The organism is Komagataeibacter rhaeticus (assembly GCF_011611525.1).
Lineage (GTDB): Bacteria > Pseudomonadota > Alphaproteobacteria > Acetobacterales > Acetobacteraceae > Komagataeibacter > Komagataeibacter rhaeticus.
In genome coordinates this window covers 1405195-1429249 of sequence record NZ_CP050139.1, presented here as the reverse complement: position 1 = coordinate 1429249, position 24055 = coordinate 1405195, and the positions used below count along the sequence as shown (strand labels likewise).

Genomic DNA, 24055 nt, shown 5'->3' with positions numbered 1-24055 from the left:
GCACGGCAAATGCAAAAAAACGTACGCGCAGATCCGTATCCGCCCGGCGCGGTGGTCGGGCATGAACCGCCCCCGGGCGCCGAAACCCCGGGTTTGCAAGCCATAGCGTAACGTTTCCGCCCGTATTCAGGGGCATGAAGGTTCCGCCCATGCCAAACTTCACATAATTAAAAATAAAACCTGTTCCCCGCCCCAGTAACGGACGCGGCCGCCATATGGCGGAATGGAAGGACGAACAGGGGGCAGGCCACCGGCGCGGATACGACGAAACCCGGAATGAACCTGCGCAACCGGCCCGTCCGGCCTGTGACAATAGAGCCACATGCCACGCTCTGGCACAGAAATGCGGCCTGCATGCCGTGTTGTGGTCGGGATTCCGCGCATTGCATTTTTTTTATGTCATCCGACCACGCACCCGGACGGATATATTGTAATTACAAATGGCGCGAACTATTTATTCCTGCGCGTATCCTTTGCGCTGTTAGATTTATATTTCGTCAAGATCAGCCGCAAAGATATAATATTAAATTCATAAATGGATGTTTTGTAATATACCAAAAGGCTTCCAATTGGCGGATTTCCGCTACGCGGCGTGAACGCGCCGCACAGTTTGGAATGCATAAAAGTAAGGTTTTAAATAATATGTACCAAATGTTGCATTTTGACCACATCAGACATCGACGTGTGGTACATTTTCTTTTCGGCGTTGAATATTTCCCCTTCTGATACTGTAATGAAACCCAATGGAAGGCACATTGCAGTGGTCAATAATCAGGCAGATACGACCACGGGGGAGAGAGAAAGATGAACAGCGCGTTTATATTTTTCCATTCCGCGCAGTGTGCATATCAACAATATGACAGCATGGACAATAATGTGCCTACACGTTCCATGAAGTCAGGTGCGATTGGGAAGTTCCTCTGATGCCAAATATACTACGACGGCAAAGACGACAGCTGGCTCGACGCCCCCTGCTGGCCGGGTCCGCCTTTATGTGGCTCCTGTCCGTCGGGCCTGCCGCGATCGCGGCTGCACAGACGGGTGATGCCACGCCCGCACCTGCGGCGCACCGCGCCCGTGCGGGCAATACCGCTGCCAGCCATGCCCGCGCCGCCACCCGGGCGCAGACCCACCGGGATACCGGCCCGGTTGCCGCATCGGCAACACCCGAAAGCCTGAAGGTCAGTGTGGGCCGCGTACACACCCATAACGCCGTGCAGGCGGTCACCCGCGAGCAGATGGATCATTTCGTGGAGGGCACAAGCCCGAACCAGATCCTGGCGCTGACCACACCGGGGGCCAACTTTGCATCCGATGATGCATTTGGTCTGGATACGGTGGCGAATACACTGTACGTACGCGGCTTCAACCAGTCCCAGCTTGGTGCGACACTGGATGGCATCCCCATGGGCGGGCAGGGTTTCCATAACTGGAACGGCCTGAGTGTCTGACCGAAAATGAGTTGAGTGATTTCAGTGGATTATGATTCATGGGTTTGCGATAACCTGATGAGATCAAGATGGCCTGGACTGAAATCACCCGCGCGCAGTATCGCCGGGACGACCTGGAGTATGCAAGCGACCTTCGCGATGCGGAGTGGGCGCTGATTGCGCCTTTGATGCCCGAGAAGAAACGACTGGGGAGACCACGACGTACGGATTTGCGCCGGGTCATGGAGGCGATCCTCTATATCGTCACTACGGGTTGCCAGTGGCGACAATTGCCTCGTAACTTTCCCGCTTTCACGACCGTGCAGGGCTATTTCTACCGTTGGATCCGCGAGGGACGATGGGAAGCGATAAACCATATTCTCGTGATCCTGTCGCGTGAGCAGGACGGGCGAGACGCCACGCCTTCGGTAGGCATTATTGACAGCCAGTCGGTTAAAACTGCTGAAAACGGCGGTCCACGCGGTTATGACGCGGGCAAGAAGATCAGGGGCCGCAAGCGGCATATCACGACCGATACGCTGGGTCATGTCGTGGCAGCCGTCGTGCATCCCGCCGACATTCAGGATCGTGATGGCGCGCCGCTGGTAGCGACCAGAATACGCTCATTGTTTCCCTGGCTTCGCCATCTGATCGGTGACGGCGGGTATGCCGGCGAGAAGTTGCGTGGTGCGCTGGCTGAACTCGGCCGATGGACGATCGAGATCGTCAAGCGTAGCGATCGGGCCGAAGGCTTCGTCGTCCTGCCCAAACGCTGGATCGTGGAGCGCAGCTTTGCATGGCTCGGACGCTGCCGTCGCCTCACGAAGGATGTCGAGGCAACAATCTCTTCATCCCACGCGTGGTTGATGATTGCCCATATCCGCAGGGTTCTGCGAAAAATCAATCAAACCGCTTTCTGATTCAGGCTCTGAGTGTCGACCAGATGGAAATCCAGGAAAACGTGTCCGGCATGACCATGTCCCAGGGGGCTGGCGCGCTGGATACGCCATCGGCCCAGACGCTGGGTGGCGCGCTGACCTATACCTCCTCCGACCCCAAGGACAAGGCGGGCGGGCGCATTGGCCAGACCTTCGGCAGCTACAACGCCTTCCGCACCTTTGCGCGCGTGGATAGCGGCGTGCTGAATTCGACCGGCACCAAGTTCTACGCCTCCTTCGCCCGCACGGATCAGGATCTGTGGAAGGGTTATGGCGACCAGCAGGAACTGCAGGCCAATTTCAAGCTGGTACAGCCGGTTGGTGACCGCGGCAAGATTACCGCGATTTTCGACTATTCGGATTTTGCCCAGTACAACTACATGGGCCTGACCAAGAACATGTGGGAAAAGATGGGGCGTGATACCACGTACCTCAAGCCCAACTATGCCCTTGCAAAGGAATATGCCTATTATGCCCAGAATGGTGGCGTGCCCTCCAACCTGCAGGGCATCCTGAGCAATGACGAGATTGGTGACTACGCCTATGACGGCACGCAGTCACAGCGCAACTACCTGTCCGCCATTACGGGTGAGTTCGAGCTGTTCCATAACGTGACCTCCAAGACGGTTGGCTACGCGCATGTCTCCAACGGTGACTATAACGGCACCAATCCCTTCCTGATCTCGCCCACCAGCGGCGTTGACATGGCGCTTGAATCCGGCCACCCCGATGTGCGCCGTATCGGCTTTACCCAGAGCTTCAACATCAAGGTGCATGACAACGACATCCAGACCGGCATCTGGTACGAAAACGATTCCTTCAACTATCCCATGCGCATGTATGAAGATGGCGTGGATGCGGCGCATCCCTCTCTGGGGGCCTTCAAGTCATCGGAAGCCGCCACGTGGTTCTCGGATTCATTCAACACCAATACATTCCAGTTCTTCCTGCAAGATACGTATCACATCATTCCGGGCATGACGGTCAGTGCCGGGTTCCGTTCGCTGCTGCAGGATACGCATGGCGGCACGAAGGTCGATAACACCGCGCTCTATTCCAACTGGGGCACGTATTACAGCCATCCCGCATCGGGCAGCATGACGGCGGCCAATGCCTTCCTGCCGCACTTCAATTTCGATTACCACTTCAGGGACCACCATGAAGTGTATTTCGACATTGCCGAAAACATGCGGGCCTATGATTACGGGCAGCAGAGCAGTTCGGGCACCATCTGGGGCGGGCTTGGCTCCTCCGCCGTTTCCGCGCAGTCGGTGTTCAATGCCAACAAGAACAGCCTGAAGCCGGAACGGACCTGGAACTATGTCGTGGGGTATCGCTACAATTCCCACCTGTTTACCGGCAGTGTCGATTTCTATCACACCGACTACTACAACCGTATTGCAACCGTGACGGAAGGCTCGACCGGCGCGACGTTTGGTGCCGTGGCGAATGTCGGGCGTGAAACCATGAATGGCGCCGATGTCATGGGCGCGATCCGTCCGGTCAAGGGGCTGGAAATTTCCAGCAGCTTCAGCTGGAACAATGCCGTCTACGAAGGCAGCATTTCCGATGGTGGCACGAACATCAGCCTGAAGGGCAAGCATCAGGTCTACTACCCCAAGTTCATGTACAAGGCGAACCTGACCTACAACTGGCGCCGGGCCATGTTCAACTTCAACGTGACCTATACCAGCCGCCGGGCCATGACCTATACCAATGACGAGTACATCCCCGCGTACTGGACCTCCAACCTCAACGGCAGCTACAACTTCGGCAAGGTCGGATTTGCCCAGAACATCAAGGCGACGTTCGGCATTACCAACCTGTTCAACAAGAACTATATCGGTGGCGTCTATGGTGCGGCCAGCGTAAGCGGTGATGACAACGCCAACCTGTTCGTAGCTGCGCCGCGTGAGTTCTTCGGCTCGGTTTCCGCGCAGTTCTAAAACCGCTCCGGCGTGACCGGAACATTGGGTAACCGGCCGCGCTGGCAGAAGGAATAAGGATATCCGGGCGCCGCCTTTTCTAAAGGCGGCGTTCCCGCAGGCTTCGTAAAACTGGCCCTGCCAGGGAATTCTTTCATGATAACAGGGGACCGGGGGCGGCGCGTCATGCGGGCGCGCCGCCGGTCCCTTTTTTCATAGATGGATGCAGCTTCGGGTTGTACTGCGCACACTAGCCGTTCATCAGCGCCAGTCCTTCGGCCACCGATACGAATTCGTTGCCGGTGTCCACCCGTTCCGCCCCGAAGCGCCGGTCAAACAGGTTCCGCACGGCCGGAACGAACGACGTGCCGCCTGTCAGGAACACGCGGTCGATGGCGCTGGCGGGCAGGCCGGCCCGTTCCAGCGCCGTTTCCACCGCATCATCGAAACACTCCAGGTCAGGCGCAATCCAGTCCTCGAATTCCGCACGCGTAATCTCGCGGTGGATATGCACGTCATGATACCTGTAATCCAGCACGGTACTCCCGGCAGAGGACAGTTCCCGCTTGGCCGCGCCCACGGCGCGGTACAGCGCCTGACCCTGCTGGTTATCGATAATGTCCATAAGCGCGTGAAGCTTTTCCGGTTCGGATGCCGTGCGGGCCACATCGGCAATATCGCGCAGGGTCTGGGGCGTGCGCATCAATGCCAGCCGGTGCCACCGGCCCAGGCGCGCATACCATTCGGCCGGAACCGGCAGCGGCTGCCCCCCCATGACACGATAGGTACCATTACGTCCCAGTGCGGGTGCGATGACCCGGTCAATGATGCGGTAGTCAAACTGGTCCCCCGCAATCCCCACTCCGGCATAGCCTAGCGGCTGCGCCGGGTGCTGCGCGGCGGGATCAAAACGCAGGATGGAGAAATCGCTCGTGCCACCGCCAAAATCACCTACCAGCACTGTGGCAGGGGCCTGCAGCCGCCGGGCGAAGTGCCAGCCTGCCGCCTCGGGTTCCAGCGCGACATTGATCTGGCCAAACCCCGCGGCCTGAAACCCCGCGCGCAGGCGTACCTCCCCCAGGGCATCATCCGCCCGGTCGCCCGCAAAATGCACGGGGCGGCCAACCGTTGCCACAACGGTGGCCGGGTCGATGTCGATCATGCGCATGAGACAGGCCAGAAAACGGGCGATGAGCATTTCCAGCGTCATGACCTGTCCCAGCAGCCGCGTCTGCCGGAACGATGCCTGCGCCAGATAGGACTTCATAGACATGATCAGCCGGCTTTCCGCCGGGTCTTCCAGATAGGCATCGATGGCCGCGGCACCGATAGCTTCCTGCACCGCGGGGCGTTGCTCCGCGTCATGCCACAGGCACAGGAGCGAGCGGCAGGTTTCCGATACGGCATGATGGGGGAAGGCAAAGCGCGCGGGATGCGGCCTGCCCTGGGCATCAAGCAGGACCACAACCGTGTTGGTCGTGCCAAAATCCATGCCAAGCCGCACGGTACGGGGGGATGGGGTAGGAGACATGCGCCTCCATAATCGCGCCATTGCGCCCTGTCCATCTGCTTTATCGCGCATGCGGCGGAACGCAAAAGGGCACCATAAACAACAGACCTAATTCGCTATTTATAAATATAACTTTTTATATTGATATTTTTATTGACCCTGCGGGAAACCACACATAACCTGCCTGTGGGCCAGACCGAGGCCACAGGCATCCATGCCCGCGCAGCCAGGAACGTTTCTGGATGCATGCCATAAAAACCATGCGGGAGGCATATCCGTGCGTTACCCAGCCCTGTTGCACAAAACGGCCCTGGTGGCCACACTCTGCATTGCCATGGGCCACGCCGCCAGCGCGGCACAGCCCGCGCCCGCTTTTGGCCCGGGGCCGATCGTGCCGGTTGCCCATCCCTATGGTCCGGCGGACGGGGCGCGGCAATCCGTTGACACCGCATTCCGGCAGGCGCGGCAGACGGGACAGAAAGTGCTGCTGGACTTTGGCGCCAACTGGTGCCCTGACTGCCGCATACTGGCCGGTGTACTGGCACAACCCGCCATTGCCGCCTGGGTCAGCCAGACCTTCATTGTCGTCACGATCAATGTCGATCGCGCGGCGGGAACCACGACCGAGGGCGCGCGCTTCAACACCAACGCCGATATCGCCCGTGACTATGGCGTGACCATCAGCGCCATTCCCGCGCTACTGGTCCTGACCCCTACCGGGCAGTTGCTGAACCGGGACAGGGCCCTTGCGCTGGGCAATGCCCGCACCCTGTCGGGGCAGGCCATGGTCGACCAGCTGAATGAATGGGCGCAACACCCATGACGGAGCCAGATCGCCACCCGGCACGGGCCTTATTCCCCTGCTGAACGGCCGGTAAACAGCCACAGCACCAGTGGCGGGCCGAATACATACACCACCGCCCCGCCCAGCAGCCACGGCATGAGGTAGGACAGGTCCGCATGCAGGATGAAGCGGCAGACCAGATTGGCCAGGCCGAGCATGGCGACCACGCAGGCAAACACGCCTGCGTTCATCAACAGTGTCCGACCTTCATTGATCTGGCGGATTATCTGTAACATTGCCCTGCCTTTCCCCTGCCCATGGAATCTTTATCATCCCCGCGCGGCCTGATGTAGGCCAGATTGAAGGGTATAACAACAACACCGGCCCGCGGCAGGGACACGGCCCGGGCAGTGACCGCCCTGCCAGCGGGACCACCGGAGCGGGCCGGGAGTGCTGCCGCCATTTCTGCTCAATACCACGCTGCTGGTCATCGCCACGACGGCCTTCGCGGTGCCGGTACATTTGCGGGCAGGGCCGCCGTTCCTGACCGGCGGCATAAGCCGGGCGGGGCTACATGAACGCTCCCCGGTCCGGGGCGGACGGGGGATGGGTGCGCAGGGCACCTTTATCATCTTTCAGCCATCCGTCCGGATTAGGGCGCACGACCATCACGCCGCCCGCTGGCCGGCGGCGCGGCATATCCGTCGGTCAGGGTACGCAGGAAGGCGACAATGGCATCGATTTCCGCATCCGACAGAACCGGCCGGTTGCCCGGCTGCGGCCCGAAAGGTGGGTCCATGTTGATATTGGCATGGTAGCGCACCGGCAGGTCGTTATAGGGGTGGACCCTGCCATCCGGCCCGGTAGGATACCACATCTGCGGCCGGGTATCGCGCAGCACGTAGAACGCGACCGCCTGACGCAGGGAATGGATCACCCCGTTATGGAAGAAAACCCGCCGGGTCGCCACATTACGCAGCGAGGGCGTGCGGAACAGCCCGCAATATTCCGGATGACCGGCAAGGTCCGTGCGGTCGGGGCCGCACAGGCCCATGTCAAAATAGGCGGGATCACGGTTCAGGCCGATCCGGTCATTGCGGGGCACGCCAAGGGCGATCAGCCCATAATCCGTAAACTGCGGGGGCGTGCCATCATGCCCGGGGCGGCTGATATGGCAGGAAGCGCAATTGCCCTTGTCCGGCTGTTCAAACAGGCGCAGCCCCAGCGCCTCACGCGGACTGAGCCGTGCCCTGCCCGCCAGCACCGCATCGTATTTGCTGGTATAGGGGTAGAACAGGCGTCCGTCCTGCTGATAGGTGGCCAGGGCCTCGGCAAGCAGGGCAAAGCGGGCATCCGTACCGGACGGCATGAGCAGAAGGGCATCAATCCGGGGTCCATAGCCTGCCGCCAGCGCATGGCGGACCACGTCGGCCGGGCTGGCATTTGCCATCTCATAAGGGGCCAGCAGCGGAATGCGCGCCTGTGCCTGTGCCGTATCCGCCCGACCGTCCCATGTCAGGCCGCCGGTGGGACCGTTATCGATGCTTTCATCAGCTTCGTCATCGGAATCAAAGAAATGCTCGGTAAACTGCGGCACATCCTGCAGGTATTTCAACGATGGCACCGCCCGGTGCCCCCCCGCCTGCACGGACAGCCCGTTGGGCTGGGCGAAGGCATGCCCGTCCGCATGGCATGACGCACAGGCCATGCGCCCCGAGGCCGACAGACGCGGATCATGAAACAGATCCCGCCCCAATGCGCCCAGGGCCGTGGCCCGCGCCCGCGCCTGCGGTCGGGACAGCGCAACCCCGTCGGTCGCATGCCCCGCTGGCGGCATGGCCAGCCAGATGCCCATGGCCACAACCAGCAGTCTGACAGGACGGGGCGGCACGCCGCATGACAGGAAAAACACCCGTACCGTACTCCGTGGGCTGGCCGCCTCCTGACCGGATGGCGGCATCTCTGGCCTGCCATGTTACGATACTCTCGCAACTGGGTCAAAAATTACCCCTTGGCCGGGGGTCCGCCCTCCCTGCCCCCGCCGGGTTCCGGCCTGTCCCGGGGCGGGCCTGAAGCTGTGGCATGGTCTGCCTGAAAAACGCATGGCAGCGTGCCATTCATCTCAATGCGGATATGTCAGGATTTTATTTTTTTCACGAAAAATACGTGAAAATCGAGGAAATGATTAACGCAACCCCATATGGATTGCCTTAATTTCACACGAAATCGACCATGACCATCAAATAAAATACTTTTTCTTTTGTATAATTTTGATATAGCTCAACCCTGATCGGACAACCACCCTTCTCACCCGGGCGGCGCTGTCCACCTGCGTCCCGAACCATGAAGCCCCATCATGTCCCTGCTTGAATCGATCAACCTGCTTTATGTCCTGTCCGGTCTTGGCGTCGGCTTCCTTGTAGGCATGACCGGCGTGGGGGGCGGGTCACTCATGACCCCGCTGCTGATCCTGCTGTTCCGGGTGCACCCGCAGGCCGCCGTCGGGACCGACCTGCTCTATGCCGCCCTGACCAAGACGGTCGGCACGCTGGTCCATGGCCGCAGCCAGGCCGTGGACTGGCGTGTGGTGGGGCGTCTGGCCCTGGGCAGCATACCCGCCACCGTGCTGACAATTGCCGTCCTGCACTGGGCGGGCAGCCCATCCGTACGGGTCACGCATGTCATATCGGTCGCGCTTGGCATTGCGCTGCTGATCACGGCACCCAGCGTCCTGTTCCGCCAGCGGCTGCAGGCCCTGTCCGGGCGCAAGGCGGACGTGCTGTCCCCCGCCATGACGGGAAGCCTGACCACGCTGCTGGGAGGTGTGCTGGGGGTCATGGTCACCCTGTCTTCCGTCGGGGCGGGGGCGATTGGCATGGCGGCCCTGATCTTTCTGTATCCCGGCCTTGAAATCCGCCGCCTGGTCGGCTCGGACATTGCCCATGCTGTTCCCCTTACCGCCATTGCCGGCATGGGGCACTGGTGGATTGGCGATATTGACATGCACCTGCTGGTCTCGCTGCTGTGCGGGTCCATTCCCGGTATCATCCTGGGCAGCCTGTGTGTCGGCATCGTGCCCGACCGGGTGCAGCGCGTCATACTGGCCGCCATTCTTGTGACCGTGGGCCTGAAGGTAATCTGACACGGGGCCGCCCGGCGCGCGACAGGCACTGGTGCTTTGCGGACAACCCGCTAAAGTCCCGTATCGCCATCGCAACAAGCGGAGATGCCTGAATGAGGTACCGAAAACTGGCTGCCCTTCTATGTCTGGCGGGCTGCAATACGGCGTATGCGGCACCAGAGGGCACCATGCCGGCCGGTTCCATGGAGATGCGGCAGGTCTTCGATACACTGCAGCTGCCCGATGCTCCCAACCGCTACTTTTCCGGCTCCGGCATGCCCGGCCCCGATTACTGGCAGAACCGGGCGGATTACACGATCCATGCCCGGATTGATCCCCTGACCCACAGACTGACGGGAGAGGAGACGGTTACCTACACCAACAACAGCCCCGACAGTCTTGATGAACTCTGGGTCCAGCTTGACCAGAACATCTACCGCCCCCGTTCACGCGCAAGCTTCGCCAATCCCGAACGCCATGCCCACACCACCGATGGCGCGGTGATCGAACAGGTCACCCTTATCCGTAACGGGCATGAAACCTTGCTACAGCCGCGCGTGAACGATACCCGCATGCAGCTTGCGCTGCCCGATCCCCTGCCCCATGGACAGAAGGTGCAGGTACGCATCCGCTGGCACCACACCATTCCCGGCACATGGGGCGGTCGTACCGCCGTGAGCAGCGCCAAGGATGGCGATATCTATGAAGTCGCCCAGTGGTACCCACGCATGAGTGTGTACGATGCCCGCAGGGGATGGGATACGCTGCCCTATCTGGGGCAGGAGTTCTATCTGGATTACGGGGATTTTGACTACACGGTCACCGTGCCCTGGAACTTCACGGTGGTGGGGTCCGGCGCGCTGCTCAACCCGGCCGACGTCCTGACCCCAACCGAACGCGCGCGTCTGGCACAGGCGGCACACAGCGACAGGACGGTCCTGATCCGCACCGCGCAGGACGTGACCGACCCCGCCAGCCATGTTGCCCGGAACGGGGAAAAGACATGGCATTTCCGCATGGAAAACACGCGCGATGTCTCCTTTGCCGCCTCCCCCGCCTTCATGTGGGATGCGGCGCGCATGGATCTGCCCGCACTGAAGCCCGCACCGGGCATGCCGCCCACGCCACGTCTGGCCATGTCCGTCTACCCGCGTGAAGGCCAGGGTGCGCAGGCGTGGGACCGGTCGACCGAATACGTCAAGCATGCGATCGAGTATTTCTCCAACCAGTGGTACGCCTATCCGTGGCCCAATGCGGTCAACGTGGGGGGGCATGGCGCGGGCATGGAATATCCCGGCATTGTCTTTGATGGCTGGCAGGACCGCGATGCCATGCTGTTCTGGATTACCACCCATGAACTGGGCCATGACTGGTTCCCCATGATCGTGGGCAGCAATGAACGACGCAATGCCTTCATGGATGAGGGATTCAACACCTTTATCGATGCCTATGCTTCCCAGCACTTCAACAATGGGGAATATGCCCCCAAGAAAGACCCCGAATTCGCACCCCGGACCGGCCGGCCGGCTGATGACATCATACCGGTGCTGACAGACCCGCAGGCACCGCCGCTCATGCTGACATCGGAACTGGTACCGGAAAAATACCGGCATCCCGTTTCCTATTTCAAAAGCGCCTACGGACTCATGCTCCTGCGTGAACAGATCCTTGGCCCTGAGCGGTTCGATGCCGCGTTCCGGCGCTATATACAGGTATGGGCATATCGCCACCCCGCCCCTTCGGATTTCTTCCGCTTCATGAACAGTGAGACGGGCGAGGACCTGGGCTGGTGTGAGTGCTGGTTGTAATCTCCCCAAATGTGCTGGTTGAAAATTCCCCAGTTTGAGGACTGTGCGTGATCGTCATGGGGGCATGCCCCCATGACGATCACGCGGCACATTTATCCCTGCTGATGCCAAAGGAAGGGCGAGCAGGTGATAGGACTCAGGGAGGTCGTTTTGATCCAGGAACTCAAAAGACAGGGGCTCAGCATCAGCGCCATCGCGCGCCAGACAGGGCTCGATCGCAAGACAGTGAAGAAGTATCTGGCCAATGGGCTGGAGACTCCAGCCTATGCACCGCGTAAACCGGTGGCCAGCGCAGCAGAACCTTATCGAACCTATCTGTTGGAGCGGATGGCAAGTTATCCCGGACTTTCATCGCGCAGGCTGCATCGTGAAATTCGCGACATGGGATATGACGGTGCCTATTCATCGCTGACGGAATATCTCCGGCAAATCCGCCCCCCGCTGCCCAGGCCTTATGAGCGGCGCTTCGAGACCGGAGCCGGCGTTCAGGCGCAGGTCGATTTTGCGGAATTCCAGACAGTCTTCACCGGCGAGCCAGGCATCGTGCGCAAGGTCTGGTTGTTCAGCATGGTGCTGGGGCACAGTCGCTGGCTGTGGGGACGTTTCTGCCCGAACCAGGGTCTGGAAACAGTGATGCGTTGCCACATCGCCGCCTTCGAGGCGATGGCGGGCTGCTGCACGGAAATTCTCTACGATCGCATGAAGACCGCTGTCATCGGTGAGGATGATGCGGGCGTGGTGACCTACAATGCCTCGCTGGTGGCGCTTCTGGCCCATTATGGCAGCGCCCCCAGAGCCTGCCAGCCCTATCGCGCCAAGACCAAGGGCAAGGTCGAGCGACCCTTCCGCTACATCCGTCAGGACTTCTTCCTTGGCCGCAGCTTCCATGATCTCGATGACCTCAACGCCCAGTTCGACGTCTGGCGCGCGGATATCGCCAACGCGCGGGCACATGCCACCACCGGGCGGATCGTGCAGGAGCATTTTGCACAGGAGCAGCCCCATCTGCATCCATTGCCTGCCCTGCGCTACGATGCTGTTCTGAGCGTCGAGCGGCGGATCAGCCGCGAGGGGATGGTGGCGGTGGCCGGCAATTATTACAGTGTGCCTGACACTGCCCGCCGTCGCGTGGTCGAGATCCAGCACCATACACATGAAGTCCTGATCTTCAATGCTGTCGTCGTCCACATCGAAGGTGCCAGCTATCGCCTGCGCCAGCATGCCGATCTGATCCCCGAGCATACACGGGCCCACGCCAATCTGATGCCACCGGCAGCGCCAAAGCGCCGCGGTAGGCCCCCAAAGCATGGAGCTATCGATCACCTCAATGGCTGATCACCATATCCGTGCTGGGGAATTTTCCGACAGCACATGTGGGGAATTTTGAAACAGCATTTACAGCTGGTTCTGGCGTGGCTGGTATTTCGAGAACTGGTGGCCCGATTACGCACTGACCGATCTGTCCGCCATCAATAACGACCCCCGTCAGGGCATGCAGGTGGGCGTGCGGAGCAAGGGACGGCTGATGCTGCCGGTGGTGTTACGGCTGGATTATGCGGATGGCACGCATGCGGACCAGATCATTCCAACGGAAAGCTGGCATCTGACCGACCATATTACCGTGAATTTTCCCGCAGGCCCTGCCGTGCTCAAGGCCACGCTGGACCCCGACCATGCCCTGCCCGAACCAGACCGGACCGATAACAGCAGGACAATGCCCTGATCATACGGCCAGCAGCCCTTTCATGCCGCTGACGCACCGGCGTCACCACATGGCTGGCACCCAACAGCCAGCCTGATGGCCCCGGCCTGCAGCAACATAGGGGGAAAGAACCGGCCAGCATGCCCCCGCCCACTGCCCGGCGCGGGTATTCATGAAAGACCCCCGGCAGTAACGGGGTCTTTCCGCACTGACTGATACGGGATCATTACAAAAAGAAACACCCAACCCATGGCAGGGTTGGGTGTTCGTGTTACATGCAGGCGCAGGTGTCTTACACGTCCAGTTCGGCCGTGTCCTTCTTGCGGCGTGCGCGGGTCTTGCGCGCGGGCTTCGCGGGTTCTTCTTCCACCACTTCCGGCTCGGGGGTGGCCACGACCTTGCGGCCCAGGCCAATTTTCTGTGCAAGCGACGAACGATGGGCTGCATAGTTCGGTGCCGTCATGGGGTAATTGGCGGGCAGGCCCCATTTTTCACGGTACTGTTCCGGCGTCATGCCATAGGCCGTCTGGAGATGACGCTTGAGCATCTTCAGTTTCTTGCCATCTTCAAGGCAGATCACGTAATCGGGGAACACCGACTTCTTGATGGGCACCGCCGGCTGAAGCGGTGCGGGTTCGACCGCCTTTTCAGCACCAAGTCCCTTGAGCGAAGCATAGACCGTCTCAACGAGAAGCGGGATCTGGTCTATTGCAACGGTATTATGATTGGCATGCGCCGCAACGATTTCCGTCGTCATTGATACCAGTTCGGTATGCGGAATGTCTTTATTATCCAATTTCGGTTCTTTCCTCAGTCGATTGCCATTATGGGACAGATCTTCCCTATCAGTAATAATCATAAGTCTATTATGCAACCACAATAAAGCATTTTATCCGTATTTTTACGTTATCCCGATTACAGGTAGCCGATACCCTTATCTTCTCTAAGAGCCTGAATCAGAAAGCGGTTTGATTGATTTTTCGCAGAACTCTGCACCCATGAATCATAATCCACTGAAATCACTCAACTCATTTTCGGTCAGACACTAACACAGGTTGCATGCCACCGTGCCGGATGTGAACGGCGGTTACGAATACACACTAATATCCAGGCTCATTAACGCACCTTTTCCTTATATGCAATTTTTCGTTTAAAACCATTGAACAGAAAGGGATATTGGTACTGATTTTATTGAATATAATTAAGGATTTTTCACTGTTCCGGGGGCTCCGCGCCTACGATACAACAACAGTTCATGCTCCGGCAATAAAACACGACTCATGGATATCACATCGGATATGCCTGCATTGAATATAAAACATTTCGTTCATTTTGTGGCATCCAGCACTATTGTCCGCCTGCCACGGGCAGGATGCAGCCGCCCCGGCCATTTCGTGGCAGAAGCGCAGGCCGCCCTGTCAAACCAAGGTATATGATGACTGGCAATACATGCCCCATCTGCGGGTCTTTTCCATATCCATCCCCATATGGATCATGATCCTGCCGCCTGACGGGACGCACCAGGGATCGGGACAGCAACCAATACGGCCAATGCATGCCAGCAATTACATTACATCAGGGACCAGTCCCTATACTGAACAGTCATGACCATCATGCCGGAAGATTATTTAAAATTCCTGTTCACCAGCTACCCCTGTAAACGGCAAAATCATGTCTGGTAAAAATATTTAAAAAAATACCCCTGTACAATCCGCCGTTAAAAAAATCAGTCGTCAATAACGGTGATGGATTTCAGGGTGGTTATTATGGAACAGATCCTGATAAAAGAACACCACGCCAGACCTGACACGGCCAGAACGACCAGTCCCGTCCGGTACATTCCTGGCAGGCAATACTTTACATATATTTAAATATCAGACGGAACACTGGTCCCGTTTCTGATCACCCACCATGCCAGAAAACAGGACCGCGCCCGCATGTAATAAGGTTACAGGGTCAGGCATGGGGTAACACGGCAGGTCCGGGCCAACAGCAGGAACACAGTCCAAATCAGGGCTGGTATCCGGCCAGTGCGGGCAGGTCCATCGGCTACCTGTGATGACATCTGGCCATAAGCAGGCGGGGGCCGGCCGGCCAACCGCGGGAACCAGGCTCCCTGTCAACAACGTGTGATCTGGATGGACTGTCACCCCGCCGTTTCCGGCCATGTAAGGGCCGGACCACGCGGGCAGGCCCGGATGGCACCATCCGGCCATCACGGCGATACCAAATACGGCAGGCCCGATACCGGGGGTATAAAGGATAAAACCGGTCGTGTCAGGAATCCGTGTAAATGCTGTTTCAAAATTCCCCACATGTGCTGTCGGAAAATTCCCCAGCACGGATATGGTGATCAGCCATTGAGGTGATCGATAGCTCCATGCTTTGGGGGCCTACCGCGGCGCTTTGGCGCTGCCGGTGGCATCAGATTGGCGTGGGCCCGTGTATGCTCGGGGATCAGATCGGCATGCTGGCGCAGGCGATAGCTGGCACCTTCGATGTGGACGACGACAGCATTGAAGATCAGGACTTCATGTGTATGGTGCTGGATCTCGACCACGCGACGGCGGGCAGTGTCAGGCACACTGTAATAATTGCCGGCCACCGCCACCATCCCCTCGCGGCTGATCCGCCGCTCGACGCTCAGAACAGCATCGTAGCGCAGGGCAGGCAATGGATGCAGATGGGGCTGCTCCTGTGCAAAATGCTCCTGCACGATCCGCCCGGTGGTGGCATGTGCCCGCGCGTTGGCGATATCCGCGCGCCAGACGTCGAACTGGGCGTTGAGGTCATCGAGATCATGGAAGCTGCGGCCAAGGAAGAAGTCCTGACGGATGTAGCGGAAGGGTCGCTCGACCTTGCCCTTGGTCTTGGCGCGATAGGGCTGGCAGGCTCTGGGGGCGCTGCCATAATGGGCCAGAAGCGCCACCAGCGAGGCATTGTAGGTCACCACGCCCGCATCATCCTCACCGATGACAGCGGTCTTCATGCGATCGTAGAGAATTTCCGTGCAGCAGCCCGCCATCGCCTCGAAGGCGGCGATGTGGCAACGCATCACTGTTTCCAGACCCTGGTTCGGGCAGAAACGTCCCCACAGCCAGCGACTGTGCCCCAGCACCATGCTGAACAACCAGACCTTGCGCACGATGCCTGGCTCGCCGGTGAAGACTGTCTGGAATTCCGCAAAATCGACCTGCGCCTGAACGCCGGCTCCGGTCTCGAAGCGCCGCTCATAAGGCCTGGGCAGCGGGGGGCGGATTTGCCGGAGATATTCCGTCAGCGATGAATAGGCACCGTCATATCCCATGTCGCGAATTTCACGATGCAGCCTGCGCGATGAAAGTCCGGGATAACTTGCCATCCGCTCCAACAGATAGGTTCGATAAGGTTCTGCTGCGCTGGCCACCGGTTTACGCGGTGCATAGGCTGGAGTCTCCAGCCCATTGGCCAGATACTTCTTCACTGTCTTGCGATCGAGCCCTGTCTGGCGCGCGATGGCGCTGATGCTGAGCCCCTGTCTTTTGAGTTCCTGGATCAAAACGACCTCCCTGAGTCCTATCACCTGCTCGCCCTTCCTTTGGCATCAGCAGGGATAAATGTGCCGCGTGATCGTCATGGGGGCATGCCCCCATGACGATCACGCACAGTCCTCAAACTGGGGAATTTTCAACCAGCACATTTGGGGAGATTACAACCAGCACTCACAATCCGCCCCGCACACGGCTGTCATGCCCACCTTACATTGAGGCATGCGCCAACCATGCGGCATGCATTCCTTCATGTCATGCCGCGTGGCGGAAAATCATTTCTGCGGATAGGCGAAGTTGAATTTCTCGCTAAAGGGCTGCCAGAAACCCGGCGTGCCGGTTTCCTTGTCCACATGATGCAGGAAGCCGTTCTGCTCGGGCGAGGAATAGGTCAGGACGACCGTATAGCGGCCAGGGCCGTTCATCTGCACGTTATCGGCATAATGCGGGCCGTCCTTGGCGGTCATGAAATGCATCTTGCCTTCAGCCTTCCAGGCAGTGCCATCCTTGGTCAGGACATAGCCGATATCAAGATAGGGCACCCATGCGCCATCAGGATACCCCCATACGTTGTCCGCCGTGGCGTGGACATCGGTTTCAAGATGGATGGTGTCGGGCTTTGTATTGTCCGTCATGCCCGCGGGCATGGGGGCAAGCATGATGTCCGTCAGGTAACTGGATGCAATTTCCATGTCATGGGCCTGCACGGGGCCGCCAATCGGGTATTCGCGCGCCTGCGCGGCCGTGGCACCAGCCGGCAGGGCCACCGCAAGAAAAGCCAGAATGATATGCTTTTTATTCATGTTGAATGTTTCCATGTTTCCATGCTCCGGGGCCAGGGCATCCATTTTATTTTCTGGTTACGGTAACGCCATGATCCCGGTGACAGATTCCCTTCCGGCGGGTTCCGCAAAGCCTGATAATGATAATTGTTATCACTGTCAACAGATGGTATGTCCCTGTCCGATGTAACGGAGAGCGCCCGCCATGATCAGCCACCCCTTAGCCTTTATGCGGCTGCCGTATGAAGTTCTTGTCGCGCTGGACAGCCGGATGCTGCATTTTTGGCTGCAGCCGGTGCATTACCTGATCCGTATTGTCCATATCATCAGCATGGCCCTGTTCTTTGGCATGGATATGCTGTTTGATTTTGGCATACTCAACCGGCGCATGGCAGGCAGGATCGCGCCCACGGCGCAACTCATGGTGCGCCCGCTGCATGTCAATCTGGCCATCGCCATGGTTACCGGCGTGATCCTGTTCCTTTACGATCCGGTGCATATTGGCAGCCGGGCATATCTTACCCCCAAGCTGCTGCTGATCACCCTTGCCCTGCTCAATGCGTGGTGGTGCCACCGCTCGGTGTACCTGTCCGTATTGCGGGGTGATGCGGCCCCCACCCTGCATGGTCAGACCGGTGCCTGTCTCTCGCTATGCCTGTGGATTGGCGTCATGGTGATGTCATGCCTGAATAGTGAGGGCGTGCCGAAAGTATTCCTGCGCTGAACCGGCAGGCCCGCACGGCCGCCACCCGGCCCGCGAGTCACGTCTGGTGCTGCCGGTGCACCACATTCGCAGCCACCTGAATTGCAGGGCCTGATCCGCATGCGGCACCCACCGGCGGATGTGAAATATGCTGTAACATGGCATCTGGGTCGCCATATATGCATGGAAACAGCGATTGACGGGTTTCGACAGTCAGTGCAATTGAGAGTTATTATTAATATCAACTCATGGCACGGGCGGACCTGATGACCCATTCCATTCTCACAAAACGTATTCTGGCGGGACCAAGCCGTTTCGTGCCCCCTTTCCATACCCCGCATGGAAGCATGTGCCGTCAGGGCCTGTGTGCCGCGTCGTGTGCCCTGGGCATGGGGCTGATCTTTTCCACATCCGGCATGGCCCAGACCCAGATTGAGGAAGACCGCGCCCGCCTGGGCAATTCCACCCCGCTGATCCAGCAGATCGATCCGGCCAACGTGCGGGATTCCGAACGTGCGCAGGCCGATGTCGAGGAAAAGGCCGCAGGCGACGGGGACAAGCTGGATACCAGTGGCAACCTGCTGGGCAACATGTGGGGGGCACGGCCGTGGCTGTACAAGCATGGCATTACCTTCGATATTCAGGAAGTGGATGAAGTATGGGGCAACGGGACCGGCGGGTCGGCCTCGGGCAATGATGGCGCGGGTGGCTCCGGCACCGGCCCCGCCTATGATGGCGTGACCATGCCCACGCTGACCATTGATACCGAAAAGCTGTTCGGGCTGAAGGGCGGACTGTTCAATGTCAGCGCGCTGCAGACACGCGGGCGTTCGATCTCGCAGGACCATCTGGCCAACTTCAACCCCGTAAGCGGGTTCGAGGCCGACCGCTCCACCCGCCTGTTCGAACTGTGGTACCAGCAGTCCTTCCTGAAAGGCACGCTGGACGTCAAGATCGGCCAGCAGGATCTTGATACCGAATTCCTGATCAGCGATTACGCCTCCCTTTACCTTAACGCCAATTTCGGCTGGCCCATGGCCCCCTCGGTCAACCTGTATGGTGGCGGGCCGTCCTGGCCACTTGCCTCCCCCGCCATCCGCATCCGCTACCGCCCCAGCGAGAAGTTTACCTTCATGTTTGCCGCGGCCGACGACAACCCGCCGGGCAACCGCTACAATTCCACCCCCATCCAGCAGGCTACCGGATCGGTCAGCGGCTATAATTCAGACCCGACCAGCCAGACCTATGACGGCGCCAATGGCACGAACTTCAACATGGGTACCGGCGCGCTGCTGATTACCGAACTGCAGTACGCACTCAACCCCCAGCCCGCCGACATGAGCAACGTGACCAAGAACCCGGGCCTGCCGGGTGTGTATAAACTGGGTGGATACTACGATACGGCCAAATTCGCTGATTACCGCTACAACCGCAATGGCGGTTCGCTCGGCGCGGCATCAGTCAATCCCGACAGCACGGAAAGCGACCTGACCCCGCGCTGGGACCGGGGCAACTGGATGGTTTACGGCATCATTGACCAGATGATCTGGCGGCCTTCGATCAGATCGGCCCGTTCGGTTGGCATATTTGCCCGTGCAACAGGAAATAGCGGTGACCGCAACATGATCAGCTTTGCCGTTGATGCGGGCATCAACCTCAAGGCCCCCTTCAGGGGCCGTGACAACGACACGCTCGGTCTGGGCTGGGGCATCGGGCGCGCCAGTTCCGGGCAGCGCCAGTTTGACCGCGACAGCGGGTCCTATGTGCAGGGCAATGAAAATCATCTTGAACTGACCTATCAGGCCCAGGTCACGCCATGGATGGTGATGCAGCCTGATTTCCAGTACATATGGCACCCTTCGGGCGGTGTTGCCGACTGGACCGGGCTGCGCCGCGTGGGCAATGAAGCCGTCTTTGGCCTGCACAGCAGCATAACATTCTAGAACGCGGCATCCAGGAAGGATTTTATTTTTACATAACTTCTGTTTTTTAAATACATCCCTATATTATTCCGTTTTTCCTGAAATTTCTTTGGCCTGATGTGACAGGATGGCATAATCGGGTGATCTGGCATTCCTGTCTGACACCGCCATGATGATATCGTGCATGATCCGTGCAGCGGTCATCAGCCGGTAATGGACAGGGTCCCAGAACAGGTCACGATTATCGACGATGGGGCCAGGGATATCAAAGTCCAGTACCAGCGTATTGGGGGTCTCCGCCGCGATGGACGCCACGTAACGATGGCAGGCTTCAACCATGCTGTCATACATTGAACCCTGCGGATTATGCCGGATTGCCTGCACGGGGGGAAACCACAGAATGCGGAATGTCGTTTCCGGCACGGCCTGAAGGACAAGGGGCAGGTATTCCCGCATGGCCGGGGCCGCTTCGACCGGGGTCGGGGGTGGACGCATGCGGTCCGGCCCCCATGCCGCGAATATCCGGTCCACCCGCGCCCGCGTATAATCGCTGTCCGCCCCCACGAAGTTCGTATATCCGTCCTCACCATAATGGTCGTGCCGCATGCCCAGCTGCAGCATGAATTCATTGCCGGCTTCCTGCAACGCATACAGGCTGGCCATATGCAGGTAACCCAGCCATGGCGAGCCGTGATAGATCCACTCCGGCCAGGGCTCGCGGTTCAGCGGAACCTGTTTGGGTCCATACAGGCACCATGAACGGTCCATATCCACCATCAGGACCTTGGGACTGGCATGATGGCGCAGGAATTCACGCAGCAGCCGGTACTGTTCATGCGGCTGGGCATTGTTCATGGCCATATTGAGGAAGTGCGCCCCAAGCGGACCATCCAGAACGGCGGGCTGCATAAGGCGGCCGGTGGATGTGCCAAGCATGACGGAATCAAACCTGTGGTTCAGGGCCAGCATCGGCATGGTAAAGCGCGCATTGCTGGTTACGGGCAGCCGGTGCAGGGGCAGGGAAAGCGGCAACCCGCCCCATGGGTCAATCAGGATGATGAAAAGGTAGAGACCGCCGCCTGCCAGCAACACGGTTGTCAAAAATACCACACAGCAGTGATGCCATGGGCTTTTCCTATGTGTCGGCACAGACCCGCAAGCTCCAAATGCCGGTCATGATAAGGCGTTTCCATCATGGCACAACCATGGGGCGGCATGAAATTCCACTGCCGTTCCCGGTGCCCGCTTTCTGAATAAAGCCGCGCAGCCCCTCCATCATAAATACCGTTTATCAACAGATCATGACAAACGATTGGACCCTTTTTCCGTTCTGCCCCCATGTTCCGCGCCTGTTGCGGCCCATCGGGCCGGCAGGACCGGAACACGATGCGGGGATACAGCACCATGGGCGGACAGAGCGCGGCCTTTCCCCTGTCCGGGCAGCCCGTAGCCGGGCTGCTGCGCCAGATCAGACGGTTTTCATGGATCTATGCGCCATCGCTCCCTGACCTGGCCTTTGCGCTGCGCACGTCACTTGCGGCCATCATATCGCTGCTCATCGCCATGTGGATGGAACTGGACAGCCCGCAATGGGCACCGCTTACGGTCTGGGTGGTTGCCCAGTCCTCACGCGGGGAAAGCCTGTCCAAGGCACGCTGGCGCATCGTGGGTACGCTGGTGGGCAGTGTTGCCGCCATGGCGCTCATGGCGGCTTTTCCGCAGGCGCCGGGCCTGTTTTTCTGCGCGCTCGCACTGTGGATCGGACTATGCTGCGCACTGGCCACCCTGCTGGACCAGTACCGCGCCTACGGGCTGGTACTGACGGGGTTTACTTCCGCCATCATCGCCACCGGCGCCATCGCCCAGCCCGATGATGTCTTTGCCGTCAGCGTGGCCCGCAGCAGCTACATCATACTGGGCGTCCTGTGCGAAGCGGTCCTGGCCGTGCTGTTCATGCCGCGCATTGTCGAACAGGCCCGCACCCGGCTGCTGGGGCGGCTGGATGAAACCTTTCAGGCCACATGCACCACCATCACCCGCCAGCTATGCATGGCGGCGGGACCGGAACAGCAGGCGCTGACCAGTACGCTGCTCAGGCGGATCGTGGCCTTCAGCGGACAGATCGAATTCAGCGCCCTGGAACTGGGGCCGCGCAACCATGTGGGCGATCATGCCCGGCGGGCGCTGGCGGGCATGCTGGTCATGCTGGCCCATGCCCGCGCGCTGCAGATCCTCCATCCCCCCATGCAGCCGCCCCCCCGTCCTGATGGTCCACCACCCGGGCAGGCACTTGCGGCATGGCTGGAACAGGACATAGGCCCCGGCCAGGCGGATCAGCCGACATGGCGGCCGATTACCACGGCCCTGCTGGCCGAGATACTGGTTGTAACGCAGGAAATGGCGGCCTGCGCCACCGCCCCGCATCATGACAGGTTCCGCTTCAGCCTGACATCACGCCGCCATGTGCGCGAAGCGGTGAACAACGGCATCCGCGCCGCCGCCGCCATAACGGGGGCATGGTGGATATGGGAGATCACGGCCTGGCACCACGGGCCTGCCTTCATCTCGTTCGTGGCCCTTATCTATGGGCTGATGGCAACACGCGAGAATCCGCTGGTGGCCACCACACCCTTCCTCAAGGGGGGATTATGGTGCGCGGCAACCGCAGCCGTACTGGCGCTGTGGGTCATACCGGCCATTACCGCGCCTGAAATCCTGCTCATGGCACTTGTGGTTCCCATGACCGTGGGCGGCCTTGCCGCGCGCAGGCCGGAACTGGCGGGGTATGCCTTCTCCTTCAACATGTTCCTGCCGGTGCTGATCGGACCGATGAACACGGGGCGGTATGACGAGGTGGCCTTCCTCAACAACATACTGGCATTCCTGGGCAGTATCGTCTTTGTCCTGCTGACCTACCGCGTGGTCATTCCCTTCCGGCTGGATGTGCACATCCGCCGCACCACGGCATGGATTGGCCAGCGGCTGCGCAATCTGGCCCGCCTGCAGGCCCGCACGGACGCCCCGGCCTGGCTGTCGGCCTGTGCGGCAAGCCTTGTACGCATTCTCTTCCATGCCACCGCCCTGCCCCCACAGGTGCTGGGCACCTGCCTGACCCGGCAGATTTCCGACATGACGGTGGGCATATACATCATCCGCCTGCGCGAGTTGCTGCGCGCGGGCCGGCTTCCGCCGCGCACGCGACGTGTCATGGCCCTTTTCCTAGCGCGCTGGCAAAAAGGCCAGGCCAGCCCCGCCGTGGCGCATGTACTGGCCTGGGCACATCATGAACAGGCCCATCACACCGATGCGGCGGATCATGCGCTGCTGGGGGAGGTCATTGCCTGCCTGACCGTCATCGCGGCCAGCCTGCACGAAAAGCCCGGTCCCGCGACAGGGGGAAGGTGACAAAGTATGTCCCATCGGATATCCCTTGAAACCTGACCTCATTCATCCACAAAAAGGAATGACCGAATGCGTAAGATAGCCCTGCTGGCGGCCGTGGCCTCCATCACATGTGCGACAGCAGCCAGTGCCGAACCCGGCGGCTGCATCAAATACGGTGCCGTGGGCGCCGTGGGTGGCCATGTGGCCGGTCACCATAGCGTGCTGGGTGCCGCCGCAGGCTGCGTGACCGGCATGTACAAACGCCATGAATACCGCAAGGAAGCCAAGGCAAAGGCCGCCCTGTACGATCAGGAACATCCCGGTTCCAAGGGCACCTACCTGGAAAAGGCGACGGCCTATGATGTCGAGCATTCGACAACCCCGGGCAAGATGGCAACCGATGCCACGACCCCCGCGCAGGCCGCGCCGGTTTCCGCCCACTAGGGCGGCGTGACAGGACGGCCCGCTCAGGCACCACGCCTGGCGGGCCGTATGCCTGCCACCCGCAGGCGGCGGGAG

General features: G+C 59.7%; 18 protein-coding genes and 1 pseudogene. 12 read left to right on the top strand and 7 right to left on the bottom strand.

Going from position 1 to position 24055, the window contains the following annotated elements:
• Positions 1-923: 923 nt before the first annotated feature.
• The 3 genes and pseudogenes from GWK63_RS06495 to GWK63_RS06485 form a co-directional block, all read left to right on the top strand.
• Positions 924-1448, top strand: a pseudogene (locus GWK63_RS06495) (TonB-dependent receptor plug domain-containing protein); the annotation flags it as partial.
• A 71-nt stretch (positions 1449-1519) separates the two neighbouring features.
• Positions 1520-2350, top strand: a complete 831-nt coding sequence (locus GWK63_RS06490; protein ID WP_039998273.1) for an IS5-like element IS1032 family transposase — start codon at positions 1520-1522, stop codon at positions 2348-2350.
• 50 nt (positions 2351-2400) lie between these two features.
• Entirely contained in the window at positions 2401-4314 is a 1914-nt protein-coding gene (locus GWK63_RS06485; RefSeq protein WP_223846664.1) for a TonB-dependent receptor domain-containing protein, read from the top strand.
• 229 nt (positions 4315-4543) lie between these two features.
• Here the strand turns inward: GWK63_RS06485 and GWK63_RS06480 are convergent, their stop codons facing one another.
• Complete coding sequence (locus tag GWK63_RS06480; protein WP_039998749.1) at positions 4544-5824, bottom strand: Hsp70 family protein; 1281 nt, start codon at positions 5822-5824, stop codon at positions 4544-4546.
• 256 nt (positions 5825-6080) lie between these two features.
• On the opposite strand from GWK63_RS06480, the gene GWK63_RS06475 reads away from it, so the two are divergent.
• Entirely contained in the window at positions 6081-6626 is a 546-nt protein-coding gene (locus GWK63_RS06475; RefSeq protein WP_223846663.1) for a thioredoxin family protein, read from the top strand.
• Positions 6627-6655: 29 nt separating this feature from the next.
• Here GWK63_RS06475 and GWK63_RS06470 read toward each other — a convergent pair whose 3' ends face one another.
• Together GWK63_RS06470 and GWK63_RS06465 are read right to left on the bottom strand one after the other, a co-directional pair.
• On the bottom strand, positions 6656-6838 hold the full coding sequence (locus tag GWK63_RS06470; protein WP_166498071.1) for a hypothetical protein: 183 nt from the start codon (positions 6836-6838) through the stop codon (positions 6656-6658).
• A 401-nt stretch (positions 6839-7239) separates the two neighbouring features.
• Entirely contained in the window at positions 7240-8442 is a 1203-nt protein-coding gene (locus tag GWK63_RS06465; RefSeq protein ID WP_050800653.1) for a cytochrome-c peroxidase, read from the bottom strand.
• 501 nt (positions 8443-8943) lie between these two features.
• Between GWK63_RS06465 and GWK63_RS06460 the strand changes: the two genes are divergently transcribed.
• From GWK63_RS06460 to GWK63_RS17220, 4 genes are all read left to right on the top strand, one after another.
• Positions 8944-9729 carry a sulfite exporter TauE/SafE family protein gene (locus tag GWK63_RS06460; RefSeq protein ID WP_007398183.1) on the top strand — a complete coding sequence of 262 codons (786 nt, stop codon included), beginning with the start codon at positions 8944-8946 and terminating at the stop codon, positions 9727-9729.
• Positions 9730-9821: 92 nt separating this feature from the next.
• Positions 9822-11516: a M1 family metallopeptidase gene (locus tag GWK63_RS06455; protein WP_240919166.1), complete on the top strand. Its 1695-nt coding sequence runs from the start codon at positions 9822-9824 to the stop codon at positions 11514-11516.
• Positions 11517-11666: 150 nt separating this feature from the next.
• A complete protein-coding gene (gene istA, locus GWK63_RS06450; RefSeq protein ID WP_408885786.1) occupies positions 11667-12851 on the top strand; it encodes an IS21 family transposase in 1185 nt (394 codons plus the stop codon).
• 190 nt (positions 12852-13041) lie between these two features.
• Positions 13042-13239 (top strand): hypothetical protein, encoded by a 198-nt coding sequence (locus tag GWK63_RS17220; protein WP_240919165.1) that lies wholly within the window; start codon positions 13042-13044, stop codon positions 13237-13239.
• Positions 13240-13510: 271 nt separating this feature from the next.
• On the opposite strand, the gene GWK63_RS06440 is transcribed toward GWK63_RS17220, so the two are convergent.
• The 3 genes from GWK63_RS06440 to GWK63_RS06430 form a co-directional block, all read right to left on the bottom strand.
• Complete coding sequence (locus tag GWK63_RS06440) at positions 13511-14014, bottom strand: MucR family transcriptional regulator (protein ID WP_034926348.1); 504 nt, start codon at positions 14012-14014, stop codon at positions 13511-13513.
• Positions 14015-15571: 1557 nt separating this feature from the next.
• Positions 15572-16756 carry an IS21 family transposase gene (istA, locus tag GWK63_RS06435; protein WP_408885786.1) on the bottom strand — a complete coding sequence of 395 codons (1185 nt, stop codon included), beginning with the start codon at positions 16754-16756 and terminating at the stop codon, positions 15572-15574.
• A gap of 264 nt (positions 16757-17020) precedes the next feature.
• On the bottom strand, positions 17021-17563 hold the full coding sequence (locus tag GWK63_RS06430; protein ID WP_007398176.1) for an iron transporter: 543 nt from the start codon (positions 17561-17563) through the stop codon (positions 17021-17023).
• Positions 17564-17732: 169 nt separating this feature from the next.
• On the opposite strand from GWK63_RS06430, the gene GWK63_RS06425 reads away from it, so the two are divergent.
• Positions 17733-18251 (top strand): hypothetical protein, encoded by a 519-nt coding sequence (locus tag GWK63_RS06425; protein WP_007398175.1) that lies wholly within the window; start codon positions 17733-17735, stop codon positions 18249-18251.
• 368 nt (positions 18252-18619) lie between these two features.
• The gene (locus tag GWK63_RS06420) at positions 18620-20173 is read left to right on the top strand and encodes a carbohydrate porin (protein WP_166498186.1); all 1554 of its coding nucleotides are present in this window, start codon (positions 18620-18622) and stop codon (positions 20171-20173) included.
• 63 nt (positions 20174-20236) lie between these two features.
• On the opposite strand, the gene GWK63_RS17215 is transcribed toward GWK63_RS06420, so the two are convergent.
• On the bottom strand, positions 20237-21244 hold the full coding sequence (locus tag GWK63_RS17215) for a hypothetical protein (protein ID WP_223846696.1): 1008 nt from the start codon (positions 21242-21244) through the stop codon (positions 20237-20239).
• 312 nt (positions 21245-21556) lie between these two features.
• On the opposite strand from GWK63_RS17215, the gene GWK63_RS06410 reads away from it, so the two are divergent.
• Positions 21557-23557: an FUSC family protein gene (locus GWK63_RS06410; protein WP_039998822.1), complete on the top strand. Its 2001-nt coding sequence runs from the start codon at positions 21557-21559 to the stop codon at positions 23555-23557.
• A gap of 66 nt (positions 23558-23623) precedes the next feature.
• Positions 23624-23980 carry a hypothetical protein gene (locus GWK63_RS06405; RefSeq protein ID WP_007398170.1) on the top strand — a complete coding sequence of 119 codons (357 nt, stop codon included), beginning with the start codon at positions 23624-23626 and terminating at the stop codon, positions 23978-23980.
• The last annotated feature ends 75 nt before the right edge of the window (positions 23981-24055 follow it).

Bases quoted from the DNA above. Each gene is read 5' to 3' on its own strand.
- GWK63_RS06490 (WP_039998273.1), top strand. From the start codon at position 1,520: ATGGCCTGGACTGAAATCACCCGCGCGCAGTATCGCCGGGACGACCTG.
- GWK63_RS06485 (WP_223846664.1), top strand. From the start codon at position 2,401: ATGACCATGTCCCAGGGGGCTGGCGCGCTGGATACGCCATCGGCCCAG.
- GWK63_RS06480 (WP_039998749.1), bottom strand. From the start codon at position 5,824: ATGTCTCCTACCCCATCCCCCCGTACCGTGCGGCTTGGCATGGATTTT.
- GWK63_RS06470 (WP_166498071.1), bottom strand. From the start codon at position 6,838: ATGAACGCAGGCGTGTTTGCCTGCGTGGTCGCCATGCTCGGCCTGGCC.
- GWK63_RS06465 (WP_050800653.1), bottom strand. From the start codon at position 8,442: ATGGGCATCTGGCTGGCCATGCCGCCAGCGGGGCATGCGACCGACGGG.
- GWK63_RS06460 (WP_007398183.1), top strand. From the start codon at position 8,944: ATGTCCCTGCTTGAATCGATCAACCTGCTTTATGTCCTGTCCGGTCTT.
- GWK63_RS06455 (WP_240919166.1), top strand. From the start codon at position 9,822: ATGAGGTACCGAAAACTGGCTGCCCTTCTATGTCTGGCGGGCTGCAAT.
- GWK63_RS17220 (WP_240919165.1), top strand. From the start codon at position 13,042: ATGCTGCCGGTGGTGTTACGGCTGGATTATGCGGATGGCACGCATGCG.
- GWK63_RS06430 (WP_007398176.1), bottom strand. From the start codon at position 17,563: ATGGAAACATTCAACATGAATAAAAAGCATATCATTCTGGCTTTTCTT.
- GWK63_RS06425 (WP_007398175.1), top strand. From the start codon at position 17,733: ATGATCAGCCACCCCTTAGCCTTTATGCGGCTGCCGTATGAAGTTCTT.
- GWK63_RS06420 (WP_166498186.1), top strand. From the start codon at position 18,620: ATGGGGCTGATCTTTTCCACATCCGGCATGGCCCAGACCCAGATTGAG.
- GWK63_RS06410 (WP_039998822.1), top strand. From the start codon at position 21,557: ATGGGCGGACAGAGCGCGGCCTTTCCCCTGTCCGGGCAGCCCGTAGCC.
- GWK63_RS06405 (WP_007398170.1), top strand. From the start codon at position 23,624: ATGCGTAAGATAGCCCTGCTGGCGGCCGTGGCCTCCATCACATGTGCG.